Origin of the sequence: Bradyrhizobium sp. AZCC 1719 (genome assembly GCF_036924525.1) — a bacterium.
GTDB lineage: Bacteria > Pseudomonadota > Alphaproteobacteria > Rhizobiales > Xanthobacteraceae > Bradyrhizobium.
Genome location: NZ_JAZHRU010000001.1, coordinates 1,911,990 through 1,930,533, shown reverse-complemented (window position 1 = coordinate 1,930,533; position 18,544 = coordinate 1,911,990). Strand labels below are relative to the sequence as shown.

The 18,544-nt window shown below is 63.2% G+C and carries 14 protein-coding genes; 3 read left to right on the top strand and 11 right to left on the bottom strand.

Annotated features, from left to right (window positions below; translation table 11 throughout):
• Positions 1 to 48 precede the first annotated feature (48 nt).
• From atpD to V1292_RS09215, 4 genes are all read right to left on the bottom strand, one after another.
• The gene (gene atpD, locus V1292_RS09230) at positions 49 to 1,491 is read right to left on the bottom strand and encodes a F0F1 ATP synthase subunit beta (protein WP_028348512.1); all 1,443 of its coding nucleotides are present in this window, start codon (positions 1,489 to 1,491) and stop codon (positions 49 to 51) included.
• 54 nt (positions 1,492 to 1,545) lie between these two features.
• Positions 1,546 to 2,424: a F0F1 ATP synthase subunit gamma gene (locus tag V1292_RS09225; protein ID WP_334371982.1), complete on the bottom strand. Its 879-nt coding sequence runs from the start codon at positions 2,422 to 2,424 to the stop codon at positions 1,546 to 1,548.
• A 94-nt stretch (positions 2,425 to 2,518) separates the two neighbouring features.
• Positions 2,519 to 4,048, bottom strand: coding sequence for a F0F1 ATP synthase subunit alpha (gene atpA / locus V1292_RS09220; RefSeq protein ID WP_334371981.1), 1,530 nt, complete (start codon positions 4,046 to 4,048; stop codon positions 2,519 to 2,521).
• On the bottom strand, positions 4,048 to 4,608 hold the full coding sequence (locus V1292_RS09215) for a F0F1 ATP synthase subunit delta (RefSeq protein WP_334371979.1): 561 nt from the start codon (positions 4,606 to 4,608) through the stop codon (positions 4,048 to 4,050). Before V1292_RS09215 ends, atpA begins: the two co-directional genes overlap by 1 nt.
• Before the next feature lie 644 nt (positions 4,609 to 5,252).
• On the opposite strand from V1292_RS09215, the gene V1292_RS09210 reads away from it, so the two are divergent.
• Complete coding sequence (locus V1292_RS09210) at positions 5,253 to 5,750, top strand: septal ring lytic transglycosylase RlpA family protein (RefSeq protein ID WP_334371977.1); 498 nt, start codon at positions 5,253 to 5,255, stop codon at positions 5,748 to 5,750.
• Between the two features lie 295 nt (positions 5,751 to 6,045).
• Here V1292_RS09210 and V1292_RS09205 read toward each other — a convergent pair whose 3' ends face one another.
• Positions 6,046 to 8,256: a primosomal protein N' gene (locus V1292_RS09205; protein ID WP_334371975.1), complete on the bottom strand. Its 2,211-nt coding sequence runs from the start codon at positions 8,254 to 8,256 to the stop codon at positions 6,046 to 6,048.
• 159 nt (positions 8,257 to 8,415) lie between these two features.
• On the opposite strand from V1292_RS09205, the gene V1292_RS09200 reads away from it, so the two are divergent.
• Positions 8,416 to 9,387, top strand: a complete 972-nt coding sequence (locus tag V1292_RS09200) for a tyrosine recombinase XerC (RefSeq protein ID WP_334376977.1) — start codon at positions 8,416 to 8,418, stop codon at positions 9,385 to 9,387.
• Positions 9,388 to 9,504: 117 nt separating this feature from the next.
• Positions 9,505 to 10,095, top strand: a complete 591-nt coding sequence (locus V1292_RS09195; protein WP_334371973.1) for a DUF4337 domain-containing protein — start codon at positions 9,505 to 9,507, stop codon at positions 10,093 to 10,095.
• Positions 10,096 to 10,101: 6 nt separating this feature from the next.
• On the opposite strand, the gene V1292_RS09190 is transcribed toward V1292_RS09195, so the two are convergent.
• From V1292_RS09190 to sucD, 6 genes are all read right to left on the bottom strand, one after another.
• On the bottom strand, positions 10,102 to 10,632 hold the full coding sequence (locus V1292_RS09190; protein ID WP_334371972.1) for a hypothetical protein: 531 nt from the start codon (positions 10,630 to 10,632) through the stop codon (positions 10,102 to 10,104).
• 236 nt (positions 10,633 to 10,868) lie between these two features.
• Positions 10,869 to 12,269: a dihydrolipoyl dehydrogenase gene (gene lpdA, locus V1292_RS09185; protein WP_334371970.1), complete on the bottom strand. Its 1,401-nt coding sequence runs from the start codon at positions 12,267 to 12,269 to the stop codon at positions 10,869 to 10,871.
• Positions 12,270 to 12,305: 36 nt separating this feature from the next.
• On the bottom strand, positions 12,306 to 13,052 hold the full coding sequence (locus V1292_RS09180) for an SDR family oxidoreductase (protein WP_334371969.1): 747 nt from the start codon (positions 13,050 to 13,052) through the stop codon (positions 12,306 to 12,308).
• Between the two features lie 80 nt (positions 13,053 to 13,132).
• Entirely contained in the window at positions 13,133 to 14,377 is a 1,245-nt protein-coding gene (gene odhB, locus V1292_RS09175; protein WP_334371966.1) for a 2-oxoglutarate dehydrogenase complex dihydrolipoyllysine-residue succinyltransferase, read from the bottom strand.
• A gap of 160 nt (positions 14,378 to 14,537) precedes the next feature.
• Positions 14,538 to 17,495 carry a 2-oxoglutarate dehydrogenase E1 component gene (locus tag V1292_RS09170; protein ID WP_334371965.1) on the bottom strand — a complete coding sequence of 986 codons (2,958 nt, stop codon included), beginning with the start codon at positions 17,493 to 17,495 and terminating at the stop codon, positions 14,538 to 14,540.
• Positions 17,496 to 17,630: 135 nt separating this feature from the next.
• Complete coding sequence (gene sucD / locus V1292_RS09165; protein WP_057842589.1) at positions 17,631 to 18,515, bottom strand: succinate--CoA ligase subunit alpha; 885 nt, start codon at positions 18,513 to 18,515, stop codon at positions 17,631 to 17,633.
• Between the last annotated feature and the right edge of the window lie 29 nt (positions 18,516 to 18,544).

The following is an 18,544-nucleotide window of genomic DNA, read 5'->3' as shown; positions in this document are numbered from 1 at the left end:
AGGAAGTAGCGCTTAACTATTCGCTACTCCCCATTCGCCATTCGCCTCTTAAGCTGCCTCGGCAGCCAGCTTCTTGCCCTTCTCGACGGCTTCCTCGATGGTGCCGACCATGTAGAACGCCGCTTCCGGCAGATGGTCGTACTTGCCTTCGCAGAGGCCGCGGAAGCCCTTGATGGTGTCGGCGAGATCGACGAACTTACCCGGCGAGCCGGTGAAGACTTCGGCGACGTGGAACGGCTGCGACAGAAAGCGCTCGATCTTGCGGGCGCGGGCCACCGCGATCTTGTCCTCTTCCGACAGTTCGTCCATGCCGAGAATGGCGATGATGTCCTGCAGCGACTTGTACTTCTGCAGCACCTGCTGAACCATGCGCGCGGTCTGATAGTGCTCCTCTCCGACGACGAGCGGGGAGAGCATGCGCGACGTGGAGTCGAGCGGGTCCACCGCCGGGTAGATGCCCTTTTCCGAAATCGCGCGGCTCAGCACCGTGGTCGCGTCCAGATGGGCGAACGAGGTGGCGGGCGCCGGGTCGGTCAAGTCGTCGGCCGGCACGTAGATCGCCTGCACCGAGGTGATCGAGCCCTTGTGCGTGGTCGTGATGCGCTCCTGCAGCGCGCCCATGTCGGTGGCGAGCGTCGGCTGATAGCCCACCGCCGAGGGGATGCGGCCGAGCAGCGCCGACACTTCCGAGCCTGCCTGCGTGAAGCGGAAGATGTTATCGACGAAGAACAGCACGTCCTGGCCCTGGTCGCGGAAGTGCTCGGCGACCGTTAGACCCGTGAGGCCGACGCGGGCGCGGGCGCCCGGCGGTTCGTTCATCTGGCCGAACACCAGCGCGCATTTTGACTTCACGCTCGGATCGGGATTGCGCGGATCGGCGTTGACCTTGGACTCGATGAACTCGTGATAGAGGTCGTTGCCTTCGCGGGTACGCTCGCCGACGCCGGCGAACACCGAGTAACCGCCATGCGCCTTGGCGACGTTGTTGATCAATTCCTGAATCAGCACGGTCTTGCCGACGCCGGCGCCGCCGAACAGGCCGATCTTGCCGCCCTTGGCGTAGGGCGCGAGCAGGTCGACGACCTTGATGCCGGTCACAAGGATTTCAGCTTCGGTGGACTGGTCAGTGTAGGTCGGCGCTTCCTGATGGATGGCGCGCTTGCCTTCGGACTTGATCGGACCGGCTTCGTCGATCGGTTCGCCGATGACGTTCATGATGCGCCCGAGCGTGCCATCACCGACCGGAATTGCGATGGGCTCGCCGGTATCGGTCACTTCCTGACCGCGCACCAGACCTTCGGTAGCGTCCATCGCAATCGTTCGCACGGTGGACTCACCGAGGTGCTGCGCGACTTCCAGCACCAGACGGTTGCCCCCGTTCTTGGTCTCGAGCGAATTGAGAATGGCCGGCAGGTGACCTTCGAACTGCACGTCGACAACGGCGCCCATGACTTGGGTGACACGACCGATCTGGTTAGCTGCGGTGGCCATGAATTGCTCTCCTTCGAAATTCTGTACTTGAACGACCGTCGGTTGGTTCGTGCGCTAGACCGCCTCGGCGCCGGAGATGATCTCGATCAACTCCTTGGTGATCTGGGCTTGACGGGTTCGGTTGTAGACCAGGGTTTGCTTGCGGATCATTTCGCCGGCGTTGCGGGTGGCGTTGTCCATCGCGCTCATCTGCGCGCCGTAGAAAGAGGCGTTGTTTTCCAGGAGCGCGCGGAAGATCTGCACCGCAAGATTGCGCGGCAACAGCCGCGCCAGAATCTCGTCTTCTTCCGGCTCATATTCGTAAGCGGTCGACGGACCGGCATTGGCGGCCGGCTCTTCGACCACCAACGGAATGACCTGCTGGGCGGTCGGGATCTGCGCGATGACGGACTTGAAGCGCGAATAGAACAGCGTGCAGACGTCAAACTCTCCGGCTTCGAACCGTGTCAGGATCTTCTTGGCGATATCCTCGGCGTTGACGAAGCCGAGCTGGCGAACCCCGCGCAGATCGACGTGCTCGACGATCTGCTTCTCGAAGGTGCGGCGGAGCTGGTCGTAGCCTTTGCGGCCGACGCAGAAAATTTTGACGTCCTTGCCCTGGTTGATCAGGGAGAGCGCGCGCTCACGAACCAGACGCACGATCGCCGAATTGAACGCGCCACACAGGCCGCGTTCGCCGGTGCAGACGAGCAGCAGATGCACCTGATCCCTGCCAGTGCCGGCCAACAGCGCCGGAGCGCCGGGCGAGGCGGCAGCAGCAGCGGCGATGTTGGAAATCACCGCATCCATCTTTTCGGCGTAGGGCCGGGCCGCTTCGGCGGCGCTCTGCGCGCGCCGCAGCTTCGACGCCGCGACCATTTGCATGGCCTTGGTGATCTTCTGCGTCGCCTTGGTCGAGGCGATGCGGACCCGCATGTCTTTAAGTGAAGCCATTCTCAGTTCACCCCGGCGATCCGGTGTCTGGCACCCGACCGCAAGCCACTCTTTCGTCGGGCCCGACTATCCGCCGGGCCGCAACGGCAAATCATCAAGAAAACGTCTTGGCGAAACCTTCGACCACGCTCTTCAGCTTGCCGGCGAGATCGTCGGAAAGATCGCGGCTGTCGCGGATGCCGTTGAGGATATCGGCGTTCTTGCCGCGCAGCAGCGACAACAGGCCGTCCTCGAAGGCGCGCACCTTGCTGAGCGGAAGCGGGTCGAGATAGCCGTTGGTGCCGGCCCAGATCACGCAGACCTGCTCTTCCATCTTCAGCGGCGAGAACTGCGGCTGCTTCAGCAGTTCGGTCAGGCGCGAGCCGCGGTTGAGCAGGCGTTGCGTCGAGGCGTCGAGGTCGGAGCCGAACTGCGCGAACGCCGCCATTTCGCGGTACTGCGCCAGCTCACCCTTGATCTTGCCGGCGACCTTCTTCATCGCCTTGGTCTGCGCCGAGGAGCCCACGCGCGACACCGACAGACCGACGTTCACCGCCGGACGGATGCCTTGGAAGAACAGGTCGGTTTCCAGGAAGATCTGACCGTCGGTAATCGAAATCACGTTGGTCGGAATGTAGGCCGACACGTCGTTGGCCTGGGTTTCGATGACCGGCAGCGCCGTCAGCGAGCCCGAGCCCTGGTCCTTGTTGAGCTTCGCCGCGCGCTCGAGCAGGCGGGAGTGCAGGTAGAACACGTCGCCCGGATAGGCCTCGCGGCCCGGCGGGCGGCGCAGCAGCAGCGACATCTGGCGGTAGGCGACGGCCTGCTTGGACAAGTCGTCATAGATGATGACCGCGTGCATGCCGTTGTCGCGGAAGTACTCGCCCATCGTGCAGCCGGTGAACGGTGCGATGTACTGCATCGGCGCCGGGTCGGAGGCGGTGGCGGCGACGACGATCGAATATTCCAGCGCGCCCTGCTCTTCCAGCACCTTGACGAACTGGGCAACGGTCGAGCGCTTCTGGCCGATCGCGACGTAGACGCAATACAGCTTGATGTTCTCGTCCGGCTGCGCGTTGAGCGGCTTTTGGTTCAGGATGGTGTCGAGCGCGATTGCGGTCTTGCCGGTCTGACGGTCGCCGATGATCAGTTCGCGCTGGCCGCGGCCGACCGGGATCAGCGCATCGATCGCCTTGAGGCCGGTCGCCATCGGCTCGCTCACCGACTTGCGCGGAATGATGCCGGGCGCCTTGACGTCGACGCGCTTGCGTTCGGCGGCCTGGATCGGGCCCTTGCCGTCGATCGGGTTACCGAGCGCGTCGACGACGCGACCGAGCAGCCCCTTGCCGACCGGCGTGTCGACGATGGCGCGGGTACGCTTGACGGTCTGGCCTTCCTTGATCTCGCGGTCGGCGCCGAAGATCACGATACCGACGTTGTCGGTTTCGAGGTTCAGCGCCATGCCGCGGGTGCCGTTCTCGAACTCGACCATTTCACCGGCCTGGACATTGTCCAGACCGTAGACGCGGGCGATACCGTCACCGACGGACAGCACCTGCCCGACTTCGGTAACCTCAGCCTCCTGGCCGAAATTCTTGATCTGGTCCTTGAGGATCGCGGAAATTTCCGCGGCGCGGATGTCCATCAGCCTGCCTCTTTCATCGCGTGCTTGATCGAATTGAGTTTGGTGCGAAGCGAGCTATCCACCATGCGGCTGCCGAGCTTGACCACAAGGCCGCCAATGATGGAGGGATCGACTTTCACGTTGAGCGCGACGTCCTTGCCCGTCACCGATTTCAGTGCGGTCTTCAGCGCGTCGAGATTCTTGTCACTGAGCTGTTCGGCGACGGTGACGTCGGCGGTCGCCTCGCCCTTGAACTTGGCCACCAGCGCGCGGAAGGCGCGGATCACATCGGCCACGGCAAACAGCCGGCGGTTGGCGGTCAACACTTTAAGGAATTTGGCGGTGGTGCCGGTAATTCCGGCCTTGTCGAGCAGAGCATTGAGCGCCCTGGCCTGCGCATCTGCCGAGAAGACCGGACTGCGGACGAGGCGCTTGAGATCGGCGCTTTCGTTCAGCATGGCCTCGAATTTATCGAGATCGGCTCTTACCGCGTCGACGGATTTCTCCTCGCGCGCCAACTCGAACAAGGCCGTAGCATAACGGCCGGACACTCCCGAAACGGACGGATCTTCAGCAGCCACAGAGTCGCTCTTTTCAGATGTCAAACTCGCAAGGGAAAAACCGTCGCCACGGGTAGCGGCGCCTAGCGATCCAAGCCCTTGGAATTCAAGCGGGACTTCGATTTTCGACCGGCACGAGAGGTGCCGGGATCGTTAAAATCGCGGCTTTGCTAACATAGCAAGCGCGCAGGTGCAACATGACGGCGCATGCGGGCGATGCCTTGTCGCACGTCAATTTTCAGGCCCGGTCAATGCAGCTTGATGGGGGATCAGCGCGCCGGAATTTTGACTCCGGCGGTTGCAGGCGATCTGGAGCGGTCCCCGACCAGCCGATTTGTTCCATCCGTATTTGCATGGCCGCTATGACCGGTAGCATTCGGAACGAATCCGGCAGCTCGCCTCCATTTGATCATTACTTGCGCAAATCTTTACTCGATGTGTGATGACTGTATTGTTAGGTAATAATGAGTATTGAATTGGTTAAAAGTCTATTAACCTGCAAGATTACGGAATATCATTCGGCGGTAACAAGATATGTCCGCCCGATACATTCCCGATTTACTGCCCAATTCATGCCTCATTGCCTCATCAAACGGCCCCCTGAAGTTGGGACGGGGGTTCCATTTGTCACGTATGTGGCAAATACTATCTGAGGGACTAGTTTAATGTTGCATACCAATAATGTGGTGCCGGGAACTCAAACCCGGTCGCGTACGGCGCTCGCCTTGATCGCCGCAACTCTCCTGGTCGGTGGCGCCGTCACCGAAGCTTCTGCAAAATCCAGGCACCATCGCCATCACCACCACCATCACGCCAGCAAGGCCAAGACGGCTGGCGGCAACTGGCTGAACGCCAACGCCTCGATCGGCTCCCAGAGCACCGGGCGCGGCTTCTCGGGAAAGGCCTCCTTTTACGGCAATGAATCCGGCAGCAAGACCGCATCCGGTCAGCGCTTCAACCAGAACGCCATGACCGCGGCCCACCGCTCGCTGCCGTTCGGCACCAAGCTCCGCGTCACCCATCGCGGCCAGAGCGTGATCGTCACGATCAACGACCGTGGCCCCTTCATCAGGGGACGCGTGCTCGACCTCTCCACGGGTGCTGCCCGGGCCATCGGCCTGACCGGCGCCGGCGTCGGCCACGTTACCGCCGAGGTCATCTAAGGCGCGCGATCGCGCGCAGTTTTCCGGTCCATCAGATCGCGTAAGCGTTGCGTTGCGTAACTGCCTGCGGAACTTTCCGCGGCAACAAAGGCCTGCCGTCGCAAATGACGGCAGGCTTTTTTTTACCCTCCCCTGGAGGGGGAGGGTCGACGCTCCTGGAAGGAGCGGCGGGGTGGGGTGACGGTCTCTCCTCTCGAACAGTGCCCGTGTTGAGAGATCACCCCACCCCGACTCACGTTTCGCTACGCTCAACATGAGCCGACCCTCCCCCTCCAGGGGAGGGTGAAGCACCAACTTACAAAAAGCTCTGCGGATCGACGTCGACTTCGAGTTTGAGATTACCCTTGGTCTTCGGACCCGCGGCGAGCCACTCGCGCAAATATTCCGAGAGGTCGACATTGCGCAGCGACTTCAGGAGGATCCGGAACCGGTAGCGGCCCTTGATCACTGCAAGCGGCGCTTCGGCGGGTCCCAGCACCTGGATGCGCTCGTCGATCGGCGCCACAGCCGCAAGGCGGCGCGCAAAGCCTTCCGCGGTCGGCCGGTCGCCTGCGGAAATGATCAGGCTGGCGAGCCGGCCGAACGGCGGATAGCCGGTGCGCTCGCGGGAGTCGATTTCGCTGGCGTAAAACGCCTCACGGTCGTTGGCGACCAAGGCCTTCATCACGGGATGTTCGGGCTGATGGGTCTGCAAGTACCCGACGCCGCGGCCCTGATCGCGCCCCGCACGCCCGATCACCTGATTGAGGAGTTGGAACGTGCGCTCGGCAGCGCGCGGATCACCATTGCCGAGCCCCAGATCCGCATCGACCACGCCGACCAGATTGAGCCGCGGGAAATTATGACCCTTCGCGACCAGTTGCGTGCCGATGATAATGTCGACGCGACCTTCGGCGATTTCGTTCAGCTCGCTGCGCATGGTCTCGATCGAGGTGATGAGATCGCTCGACAGCACCATGGTGCGCGCTTGCGGAAACAGCGCAGCCGCCTCCTCCTGCAGCCGCTCCACGCCTGGACCGACCGCGACCAGCGATTCCTCCGCCTGGCAATGCGGGCAGATATTCGGGCGCGGCATCGAGAAACCGCAATGGTGGCAGACCAGGCGCTGGCGAAACCGGTGGTCCACCAGCCAGGCGTCGCAGATCGTGCAGGCAAAGCGATGGCCGCAGGCGCGGCATAGCGTCAGCGGCGCGTAGCCGCGGCGGTTCAGGAACAACAGCGCCTGTTCGCGTTTCTCGATCGCGAACCGAATTTGCTCGGCGAGCGGCGGCGAGATGAAGCGGCCTCGCGGCGGCGGAGCACGGCGCAAATCGATCGCTTCGATATGCGGCATGTGTTGGCCGCCGAAGCGGGACGGCAGCGCGACGCGCTGATAGCGCCCCTTGCGCGCGTTGACCTCGCTCTCGACCGACGGCGTCGCGGACGCCAGCACGATCGGGATCTTGGCGATATGCGCGCGCACCACTGCCATGTCGCGGGCATGGTAATGCGCGCCGTCATCCTGCTTGTAGGCCTGATCGTGCTCCTCATCGACAATGATGAGACCGAGATCCGCATAGGGCAGAAACAGCGCCGAGCGCGCGCCGACCACGACCGGAGCTTCACCCGCCGATATCGCCGCCCAATTGCGCTGCCGTGTGCGCGGCGTCAGTTCGGAGTGCCATTCCAGTGGACGAACGCCGAAACGCTGGGCGAAGCGGTCGAGGAATTGCCCGGTCAGCGCGATCTCCGGCATCAGGATCAGCGTCTGCTTGCCGCGCCGGACAGCTTCCGCGATCGCCTCGAAATAGACTTCCGTCTTGCCCGATCCGGTGACGCCGTCGAGCAGCGCGACGTGGAACGTGCCGTTGGCGGCGAGCGTGCGCATCATGTCGACCGCCGCGCGCTGCTGGTGGGAAAACTCCGGCTGGGCAAAGGACGGATCGGGCGCAGGCGGCGCCAGTGGCGGCGGCATCGCCTCTATGGCGAGGGTTCCCTCATCGACAAGGCCGTCGACCACGCCTGAGCTGACGCCCGCCTCCCGCGCCGCATCCGACTTGCCGTGCAGCAGGCCGTCCGACAGCACCTCGATCAGCCGCCGCCGGGCCGGCGTCAGGCGCTGCGGCGCTGGGCCTACCAGCCGCACGCCGAGGCGCATCCGTTCGGGCCCGAGGTTTTCGCCCATCCGCAAGGCCATGCGCAGCACCATGCCGCGCGCGGACAGCGTGTAGTTGGCGACCCAATCGACAAGGCTGCGCAATTCCTCTTTGAGCGGCGGCACGTCGAGCTTTTCGCCGACGTCCTTCAGGCGGTTGTGCAGACGCGGATCGGGATTGGCATTCTCCGCCCACACCACCGCCACCACCTCCCGCGGCCCGAGCGGCACGCAAACGACATCGCCCGCCTTCAGCTCCAGGCCGCGCGGCACGCGGTAGGAATAGTTCTGATTGAGCGCGACCGGCACCAGCACGTCGACGACGCGGGTCGACGAGGCCGATGAGCTGCTTTGGCGGGTGGCGTGGTCCATCAGGGGAATCAGGCTTGAGGTATCCGGAGCGAAGCTAGCGCCGCTCCGGCCGGTTAGCGAACGGTAAACGAAAGAGGTGCGATATAATGCGCTGAGTCACCGTCTCCAAGGCAGGTTCTCAAGGCAAGCTCTCAAGACAGGCTTTCGAAGGCAAGGATGATGGCCAGGGAAGTTCCGGCACTGCAAGCGGTCGAGCTCGAATGCGCCGACGAGGGCTTCGCGCGGGAGATGACGCGCTGGCTGACGCATCTGCGCGCCGAGCGGCGGCTCTCGCCGAAGACGCTCGAAGCCTACGCCCGCGACCTCCGCCAATGCCTCACCTTCCTTGCCGAGCATTGGGGTGAGAAGGTCACGCTGAAACGATTTGCGGCGCTGGGAGCTACCGACGTCAGGGCTTTCATGGCGATGCGCCGTGCCGACGACATCGCCGGGCGCTCGCTGATGCGGGCGCTGGCTGGCCTGCGTTCGTTCGGCCGCTACCTCGAACGGGAGGGCAAAGGTAAGGTCGGAGCTCTGTCCGCGATCCGCGCGCCCAAAATTGCAAAAAGCCTGCCGAAGCCGATCCAGATGGCCGCCGCCAAGCGCTTTGCCGATGCCGACGAGCGCGCCGGCGAGGAACGTGATCCCTGGATTCTGGCGCGCGACGCCGCGGTGATGGCGCTGCTTTATGGATCAGGCCTGCGCATTTCCGAAGCGCTGGGACTGAAGCGCCAGGACGTGCCAAGGCCCGGCGAAGGCGACGTCATTATCGTCACCGGCAAGGGCAACAAGACCCGCATGGTGCCGGTGCTGCAAAACGTGCTGGCGCTGATTGCCGATTACGTTGCGATGTGTCCGCATTCATTGCCACCGGCCGGCCCGATCTTCGTCGGCGCGCGCGGCGGGCCGCTTTCCCCACGGATCATCCAGCTCACCATGGAGCGGCTGCGCGGCGCACTCGGCCTGCCCGACAGCGCCACCCCGCACGCGCTGCGGCATTCCTTTGCCACCCATCTGCTCAGCCGCGGCGGCGATCTGCGCGCGATCCAGGAGTTGCTCGGCCACGCCTCGCTCTCGACCACGCAGATCTACACCGGGATTGACAGCGAGCGGCTCCTGGAAGTGTACCGCACCGCGCATCCGCGCCGATGAGTTTCAGCGCTCGGCGCCGACATACTCCCGTCACATCGATGGCCTCTTAGCTTGCCTCTTGCGCTCATGTTGCGGTTCCGGCAATCGTGCGCGCGCCAACCGACAGGAGGGGAATAAATGGGCGCACATGAAAGCATGGAGCATGCGGAGCATGCCGAGCACGCTTCGGGCTCGAACAAGAAGATCGCGCTGCTGATCGCGGTAATCGCCCTGTTTCTGGCGCTGTCGGAAACGCTCGGCAAGGGCGCACAGACCGAAGCCATCAGCAAGAATGTCGAGGCTTCGAATCTCTGGGCATTCTTCCAGGCCAAGAGCATTCGCCGCACCACGGTTCAGGCCACGGCGGAGCACGCCAAGCTCAGCCTGGGCACCATCGGCGACGATGCTGCGAAAGCGGCCTTGCAGAAGCAGATCGACGACTGGAACAAGACCGCGGCGCGTTACCGTTCGGAGCCGGAAACCGGGGAGGGTTCGGAACAACTCGCCGCACGCGCCAAGCATGCCGAGCACGAGCGCGACCTCGCGACGGCAAAGTATCACCACTACGAAATCGCCTCGGCCGCCTTCCAGATCGGCATCGTGCTGGCGTCCGCCACCATCATCACCGGCATGATCGTGCTGGCCTGGGTGTCAGGCATATTGGCGATCGCAGGCATTGGAATTACTGCGCTTGGCCTCTACGCGCCGCACCTGCTGCATTTGCATTGAAAGGCCCTACCGCGCTTCGTGTATGCTCTTGCGGAAGCGCGCGATCGTGCGCAGCATGCGCGATGACCAGCTATTGCCGTCGCCGCGCAAGATTTCCCGGATGCGCTGCTTGATTGGATCGACCAGGGCGGCCGCCTTGGCGCGCATCGCCATGATGAATTCATAGATGTTCTTGAACCACGCCATTTGCAGCAGCTTCGGCCGCGTCACGTCGAAGATGAACGCGGTGACGCCGACGCCGAGGAATTTGCCTGATACGATGACGATGGCGGCGCTCACCCAATATTCATTCGCCAGCAGCCACAAGCCGACCAGCTTGAGCGGAAACAGCAGAATCACCGGCACGGCAAAGACGATCAGCGTCATCGCCGGCGACAGCGCATCGACCCGATCGGACAGCCATCGCTTGAAGGCGCGAAGCGGAATCAGCGCAACGATGCGCTCGACGATCGGCTCGAGATGATCCCACAGCCATGCTTCGATCAGGAAGATGACCGCAAGCAGGACCCAGAACGGCTGTAACAGGCGGCGCATCATCGATCGTGATCTCTAGAGCGAAATGACGTCCTTGATTGGTCGCTCCGCTCGATCTCTATGTTCAAAGCATGGTGTTTTCGGGAATGGGATAGTTCTACTGTGCCCCCTCATCCTGAGGAGCCCGCAGGGCGTCTCGAAGGATGTAGGCCACGGACGGGGCCTCATGGTTCGAGACGCGCTTCGCGCTCCTCACCATGAGGGTTTATCGCTCTTACCCAGCATGTACCGGGCGTCGATCACATATGAATGGCGCGTTTGCCGACCGCAAGCGCGGCTTCCTTGATCGCTTCCGAGCGGGTCGGATGCGCATGACAAGTCCGCGCCAGATCCTCGGCAGAACCGCCAAACTCCATGAGAACCGCGGCCTCCTGGATCATTTCGCCGGCTTCGCGGCCGACAATGTGTACGCCAAGCACGCGATCGGTCTTCGCATCTGCGAGGACCTTCACAAAGCCGTCAGTGGTCTGGTTGACCTTGGAGCGGCCGTTGGCGGTGAACGGGAATTTGCCTGAGGTGTAGGCGACGCCGGCCTGCTTCAGCTCTTCCTCGGTCTTGCCGACCGACGACACTTCCGGGGTGGTATAGACGACGCCAGGGATGACATCGTAGTTCACGTGGCCCGCCTGCCCTGCGATGATTTCGGCGCAGGCGACGCCTTCGTCCTCGGCCTTGTGCGCGAGCATCGGCCCCGCCACCACGTCGCCGATCGCATAGACGCCTTTCAGGCTGGTAGCGAAATGCGCGTCGATCTGCACACGGCCGCGGTTATCGAGTGCAATGCCGGCTTCCTTGCAGCCGAGCCCGTCGGTGTAGGGCACGCGGCCGATGCAGACCAGCACCACGTCAGTCTCGATCGTCTCCGCTGTGCCGCCAGCCGCCGGCTCCACCGTTGCCTTCAACGTCTTGCCGGACGCGTCGACCGCCGTCACCTTGGCGCCGAGCTTGAACACAAAGCCCTGCTTTTCGAGGATGCGCTGGAATTGCTTGCCGACTTCCCCATCCATGCCGGGCAGAATGCGATCGAGGAATTCGACGACCATGACCTCAGCACCAAGCCGTTTCCAGACCGAGCCGAGCTCCAGCCCGATCACGCCTGCGCCGATGATCAGAAGCCTCTCCGGCACCTTCTCGAGCGACAGCGCGCCGGTCGACGACACGATGCGCTTCTCGTCGATCTCGATGCCCTTCAGCCGCGCGATGTCGGAGCCGGTGGCGATGACGATGTTCTTGGTCTCGACCGTCTGCGACTTGCCGTTAGCGCTGACTTCAACCTTGCCGGCGCCGAGAATCTTGCCGGCGCCGTAGAGGACGTCGATCTTGTTCTTCTTCATCAGGAACTCGACGCCCTTGACGTTGCCGTCGATGCCCTGCTGCTTGAAATTCATCATCGCCGGCAGATCGAGCTTTGGCGCGGAAATGCTGACGCCCATCTTGGCAAAGGAATGCGCGGCCTCCTCGAACATTTCGGAGGCATGCAGCAACGCCTTCGACGGCATGCAGCCGACATTGAGGCAGGTGCCGCCCAGCGTTGGATTCTTCTCGACGACGGCCACCTTCATGCCGAGTTGCGCCGCGCGCACCGCGCAGACATATCCGCCCGGGCCAGTGCCGATGACGACGAGATCGTAGGAAGCCATGATGAAGTCCTGTTAGCTTAAGAAAGGTGTCAGGTATTACCGGCCGCCCGATACATCAAGGATGGCGCTGGTGACGTAGGACGCCTCGTCCGAGATCAGCCAGACGATGGCATTGGCGATTTCTTCCGCAGTGCCGACGCGCTTCATCGGCACCATATGCGCGAGCCGATGCGCGCGATCGGGCTCGCCGCCGGACGCGTGAATATCCGTATCGATCAGTCCAGGCCGGATCGCGGCGACGCGAATGCCCTCGCCGGCAACCTCATAGCCAAGGCCAATGGTGAAGGAATCCACTGCGCCCTTGGACGCCGCATAATCGACATACGTATTGGGCGAGCCGAGTTTCGCCGCGACCGAGGAAAGATTGACGATGACGCCGCCCGCGCCGCCGTTGCGGGTCGACATCCGCTTCACGGCTTCGCGCGCGCATAAAATGCTGCCGGTGACGTTGACCGCCATCATGCGCTGAATGCGCTCGGCCGACATGTCCTCGACTCGTATCGACGGACCAACAATTCCGGCATTGTTGACGAGCGCACCAAGCGTTCCGAATGCGTCGGCGGCCTTGAACAGCGCGAGAATGTCCGCCTCGCTGCCGACGTCGCATTTCACGGCGATCGCCTTGCCGTTCTTGCGCTCGATCAGCGCGACGACGTCCTTGGCCGCGGCTTCATTGCTGGCGTAGCCGACCACAACGCGAAAACCGCGCGCGGCGGCGGCGATGGCGGCAGCACGGCCGATGCCGCGGCTGCCGCCGGTGATCACAACAACCTTGTCCGTCACATCAGGCCCCACAAATCAACGTGCATCGATCCACGGCTTGCGACGCAGGCGTGAGTGCCGACGCCGGCAAGCATGTTGTGTCAGAGATCCAGCACGAGCCGCGCCGGGTCTTCCAGGCTCTCCTTGACGCGCACCAGGAACGTCACGGCTTCCTTGCCGTCGATCACGCGGTGATCGTAGGACAGCGCCAGATACATCATCGGGCGGACCTCGATCTTGCCGCCGACCACCATCGGCCGCTCCTGGATCTTGTGCATGCCCAAGATGCCGGATTGCGGGGCGTTAAGGATCGGCGTCGACATCAGCGAACCGTAGATGCCGCCATTGGTAATGGTGAAGGTGCCGCCCTGCATCTCGTCGATCTTGAGCTGGCCGTCGCGCGCGCGGCGGCCGAAATCAGCGATCGACTTTTCGATGTCGGAGATCGACCTGTGGTCGCAGTCGCGCACCACGGGCACGACAAGGCCCTTGTCGGTGCCGACGGCGACGCCGATGTGGTAATAGTTCTTGTAGATCAAATCGGTGCCGTCGATCTCGGCGTTGACGGCCGGAATGTCCTTCAGCGCCTGCACGACCGCCTTGGTGAAGAAGCCCATGAAGCCGAGCTTCGAGCCATGCTTCTTCTCGAACACGTCCTTGTACTGCGCGCGCATCGCCATGATGTGGCTCATGTCGACCTCGTTGAAGGTCGTGAGCATCGCGGCCGTGTTCTGCACGTCCTTGAGCCGCCGCGCGATGGTCTGGCGCAGCCGCGTCATCTTCACGCGCTCCTCGCGTGCCGCATCGTCGGCCGGCGACGGCGCACGCACCTGCACGGACGCGGCCGGCTGATTGACCGGGGTCGGCGCCGACGCCGCCTTCTCGATCGCGGCCAGCATGTCGCCCTTGGTGACGCGGCCGTCCTTGCCCGAGCCGGGCACGGTCGCGGCATCAATGCCGCTCTCGGCGGAGAGTTTGCGGACCGACGGCGCCAGCGGCGCATCGACTGCCGCAGCCTTCGGAGCCGCAGCAGGCGCGGCGGCGGGCGCTGCAGCCGCTGCAGCCGGGGCAGCGGCCTTGGCGGGCGCGGCCGGCTTGGCGGCGCCGGCGGCACCTTCATTGATCTGTCCGAGCAGCGCGCCGACGGCGACGGTCTCGCCGTCCTTGGCCGCGATCTCGCCGAGCACGCCGGCGGATGGCGCCGGCACTTCGATGGTGACCTTGTCGGTCTCGAGCTCGACCAACGGCTCATCCACCGCCACCGCGTCACCGGCCTTCTTGAACCAGCGGCCGATGGTGGCTTCCGTCACGGACTCGCCGAGCGTCGGAACACGAATTTCAGTCATGGTATGGTTTCCTCAGTAACCTTAAGCGTCATGTAATTCCAAAGTGGTCATCGCCCGCGCAGGCGGGCGATCCAGTACGCCGGGACGGTCGTAGTCGAATTCGAGCGCCATCGGGTACTGGATGCCCCGCCTTCGCGGGGCATGACACAGGATAAGAAGGCTAGTTCAGCGCCTCATCCAGCATGGCCTTGAGCTGCGCCAGATGCTTCGACATCAAACCGGTGGCGGTTGCCGCCGAGGCGGCACGGCCGGCGTAACGCGGACGCCGGTTCGGCGCGTGGATCTGGTTCAGCACCCATTCCAGATAGGGCTCGATGAAGTGCCATGAACCCATGTTGCGCGGCTCTTCCTGGCACCAGATCACTTCGGCATTCTTGAAGCGGCCGAGCTCGTGCACCAACGCCTTCAGCGGCACCGGATAAAGCTGCTCGACGCGCAGGAGGTAGATGTCGTCGATGCCGCGCTTCTCGCGCTCCTCGTAGAGATCGTAATAGACCTTGCCCGAGCACAGCACGACGCGGCGGATCTTGTCGTCCGGCACCAGCTTGATCTTCTCGTCGGACAGCATCTGCGCGTCATCGTAGAGAATGCGATGGAAGGTCGTGTCCTTGCCGAGTTCGTCGAGCCGCGAAACCGCGCGCTTGTGGCGCAACAGCGACTTCGGCGTCATCACGATCAGCGGCTTGCGGATCTCGCGATGTAACTGGCGCCGTAGCACGTGGAAGTAATTCGCCGGCGTGGTCGGATACACCACCTGCATGTTGTCTTCGGCGCACATCTGCAGGAAACGCTCGAGCCGCGCCGAGGAGTGCTCCGGTCCCTGCCCTTCATAGCCATGTGGCAGCAGGCAGACGAGACCGGACATGCGCAGCCATTTGCGTTCGCCAGATGAGATGAACTGGTCGAACAGCACCTGCGCACCGTTGGCGAAGTCGCCGAACTGGGCTTCCCACATCGCCAGCGCCTTCGGCTCGGCCAGCGAATAACCGTACTCGAAGCCGAGCACCGCCTCTTCGGACAGCAGCGAGTTGATGACCTCGTAGTGGCCCTGATCGTGGCCAAGGTGATTGAACGGCGTGTAGCGGCTCTCGTCTTCCTGGTCGATCAGCACCGAATGGCGCTGCGAGAAGGTGCCGCGTTCGGAATCCTGGCCGGATAGCCGGACGTGGTGGCCTTCCTGCATCAGCGTGCAGAATGCCAGCGCTTCGCCGGTCGCCCAGTCGATGCCGACACCGTTGTCGATGGCCTTGGCGCGGTTTTCCAGGAAACGCTGGATCGTGCGGTGAACCCGGAAACCGTCCGGCACCTTGGTGATCTTGCGCCCGATATCCTTGAGGATGCCGACATCGACGCCGGTGACGCCGCGGCGGGCATCTTCTTCCTGGTCGGCGGATTTGAAGCCGGCCCATTTGCCGTCGAGCCAGTCGGCCTTGTTGGGCTTGTAGCCGGAGCCCGCCTCAAGCTCGGCATCGAGCCGAGCGCGCCAGTCGGCCTTGGTCTTATCGACCTCGCCCTCGGTCATCACGCCGTCGGCGATCAATCGCTTGGCGTAGATTTCCAGCGTGGACGGATGCGAGCCGATCCGCTTGTACATCACGGGCTGGGTGAACGCCGGCTCGTCGCCCTCGTTGTGGCCGTGGCGGCGATAGCAAAACATGTCGATCACGACCGGCTTGTGGAATTTCTGCCGGAACTCGATCGCGACCTTGGCGGCGAACACCACCGCTTCCGGATCGTCGCCGTTCACATGAAAGATCGGCGCGTCGATCATCTTCGCCACGTCGGACGGATAGGGCGAGGAGCGCGAATAGCGCGGATAGGTGGTGAAACCGATCTGGTTGTTGACGATGAAATGCAGCGAGCCGCCGGTGCGGTAGCCCTTCAGGTCGGACAGGCTGAAGCATTCCGCCACCACGCCCTGGCCGGCGAACGCCGCGTCGCCATGCATCAGCATCGGCAGCACGGAAATGCGCATGTCCGGCGGATCGCCATGCTGGTCCTGCTTGGCGCGCACCTTGCCGAGCACCACGGGATCGACGATTTCCAGATGCGACGGGTTGGCGGTCAGCGACAGATGGATCTTGTTGCCGTCGAATTCGCGGTCGGACGACGCGCCCAGATGGTACTTGACGTCGCCAGAGCCTTCGACCGCGTCCGGATTGGCGGAGCCGCCCTTGAATTCGTGAAACAGCGCGCGATGCGGCTTACCCATCACTTGGGTCAGCACATTGAGCCGGCCGCGATGCGGCATGCCCAAAACGATTTCCTTCACGCCGAGATTGCCGCCGCGCTTGATGATCTGCTCCAGCGCGGGGATCAGCGATTCAGCGCCGTCGAGGCCGAAGCGCTTGGTGCCCGTAAACTTGAGATCGCAGAACTTTTCAAAACCCTCGGCCTCGACCAGCTTGTTCAGGATCGCGCGGCGTCCCTCTCGCGTAAAACTGATTTCCTTGTCCGGACCCTCGATGCGTTCCTGGATCCAGGCCTTCTGCGCCGCGTTGCTGATGTGCATGAACTCGACGCCGAGCGTCTGGCAGTAGGTGCGTTCACAGATCGCGACGATCTCGCGCAAGGTGCCGTATTCGAGGCCGAGCACATGGTCGAGGAAGATCTTGCGGTCGAAATCGGCCTCGGTGAAGCCATAGGTCCGCGGATCAAGCTCCTCGCGATCACGCGGCGCCTCGATGCCGAGCGGATCGAGCTTGGCGTGGAAATGACCGCGCATGCGGTAGGCGCGGATCAGCATCAGGGCGCGAACCGAATCGCGCGTCGCCTGGTTGACGTCAGCAGGGGATAGTTCGGCGCCCCTGGCCTGCGCCTTGGCGGCCAGCTTGGCACCGACGGCCTTCTCGACGGTGACCCAGTTACCGTCCAGCGCCGAGGTCAGTTCGTCCTGCGGCGTGATCGGCCAGTTGTCGCGGCCCCAGGACGGACCCTCGGCGTTCTTCTGGACGTCGGCCGGGGTGTCTTTCAGGCTCTTGAAGAATTCCTGCCAGTCGCTGTCGACCGAGCCGGGGTCCTGCTCGTAGCGGGCGTAGAGCTCGTCGATATAGGTGGCGTTGGTGCCTTGCAAAAATGAGGAAAGGGCAAATGCTGCGTTCGCGTCCTGGCGAGACATGATGGCGTCCTGGTGAGTTTCGCTTTGCGCGTGGAAAACGGCGCTGTAGCCGGTCCGGGAGGCCCGAACCAGCTCGGTAAGAAGCTTTACCCTATTTAAGACGGATATTCCCGCCTAAAAGGACCAAGGACTGAATTAAGACTTCAATTTTTCGGCAAGGGTATGTCCAAGCCGTGCCGGCGACGGAGATACCGTAATTCCGGCCGCTTCCATGGCCGCCGTCTTGGATCCGGCGTCGCCCTTGCCGCCGGAAATGATGGCGCCGGCATGGCCCATGCGGCGGCCGGGAGGGGCGGTGACGCCAGCGATGAAGCCAACCATCGGCTTTTTCCGGCCGCGCTTGGCCTCGTCCTTGATGAACTGGGCGGCGTCTTCCTCGGCCGAGCCGCCGATTTCACCGATCATGATGATCGAGGTGGTTTTCTCGTCCTTGAGGAACATCTCCAGCACGTCGATGAATTCGGTCCCTTTGACCGGGTCGCCGCCGATGCCGACCGCGGTGGTCTGGCCGAGGCCCTCCTGGGTGGTCTGGAACACGGCCTCATAGGTCAACGTGCCGGATCGGGAAACGATCCCGACGCTGCCCGGCTTGAAGATGTTGGCCGGCATGATGCCGATCTTGCATTCGCCCGCGGTCATCACGCCCGGGCAGTTCGGCCCGATCAGCCGCGACTTCGATCCCGACAGCGAACGCTTGACGCGCACCATGTCGAGCACCGGAATGCCCTCGGTGATGCAGACGATCAGCGGAATTTCCGCGTCGATCGCTTCGCAGATCGCGTCTGCCGCACCCGGCGGCGGGACATAGATCACGCTGGCGTCAGCGCCGGTCTTCTCACGCGCCTCACGAACGGTGTCGAAGACGGGCAAGCCGAGATGGGTCGAGCCGCCTTTGCCCGGCGAGGTGCCGCCGACCATCTTGGTGCCGTAAGCGATCGCGGCTTCCGAATGGAACGTGCCGTTCTTGCCCGTAAAACCCTGGCAGATGACTTTGGTGTTGCTGTCGATCAGAACGGACATGGTTGCGAACGCTTTCTTCGGTGACCGTG

Excerpts from the sequence above, each read along its gene's own strand:
- atpD (WP_028348512.1), bottom strand. The coding sequence starts at position 1,491 with ATGGCCACCGCAGCTAACCAGATCGGTCGTGTCACCCAAGTCATGGGC.
- V1292_RS09225 (WP_334371982.1), bottom strand. The coding sequence starts at position 2,424 with ATGGCTTCACTTAAAGACATGCGGGTCCGCATCGCCTCGACCAAGGCG.
- atpA (WP_334371981.1), bottom strand. The coding sequence starts at position 4,048 with ATGGACATCCGCGCCGCGGAAATTTCCGCGATCCTCAAGGACCAGATC.
- V1292_RS09210 (WP_334371977.1), top strand. The coding sequence starts at position 5,253 with ATGTTGCATACCAATAATGTGGTGCCGGGAACTCAAACCCGGTCGCGT.
- V1292_RS09205 (WP_334371975.1), bottom strand. The coding sequence starts at position 8,256 with ATGGACCACGCCACCCGCCAAAGCAGCTCATCGGCCTCGTCGACCCGC.
- V1292_RS09200 (WP_334376977.1), top strand. The coding sequence starts at position 8,416 with ATGGCCAGGGAAGTTCCGGCACTGCAAGCGGTCGAGCTCGAATGCGCC.
- V1292_RS09195 (WP_334371973.1), top strand. The coding sequence starts at position 9,505 with ATGGGCGCACATGAAAGCATGGAGCATGCGGAGCATGCCGAGCACGCT.
- V1292_RS09190 (WP_334371972.1), bottom strand. The coding sequence starts at position 10,632 with ATGATGCGCCGCCTGTTACAGCCGTTCTGGGTCCTGCTTGCGGTCATC.
- lpdA (WP_334371970.1), bottom strand. The coding sequence starts at position 12,269 with ATGGCTTCCTACGATCTCGTCGTCATCGGCACTGGCCCGGGCGGATAT.
- odhB (WP_334371966.1), bottom strand. The coding sequence starts at position 14,377 with ATGACTGAAATTCGTGTTCCGACGCTCGGCGAGTCCGTGACGGAAGCC.
- V1292_RS09170 (WP_334371965.1), bottom strand. The coding sequence starts at position 17,495 with ATGTCTCGCCAGGACGCGAACGCAGCATTTGCCCTTTCCTCATTTTTG.
- sucD (WP_057842589.1), bottom strand. The coding sequence starts at position 18,515 with ATGTCCGTTCTGATCGACAGCAACACCAAAGTCATCTGCCAGGGTTTT.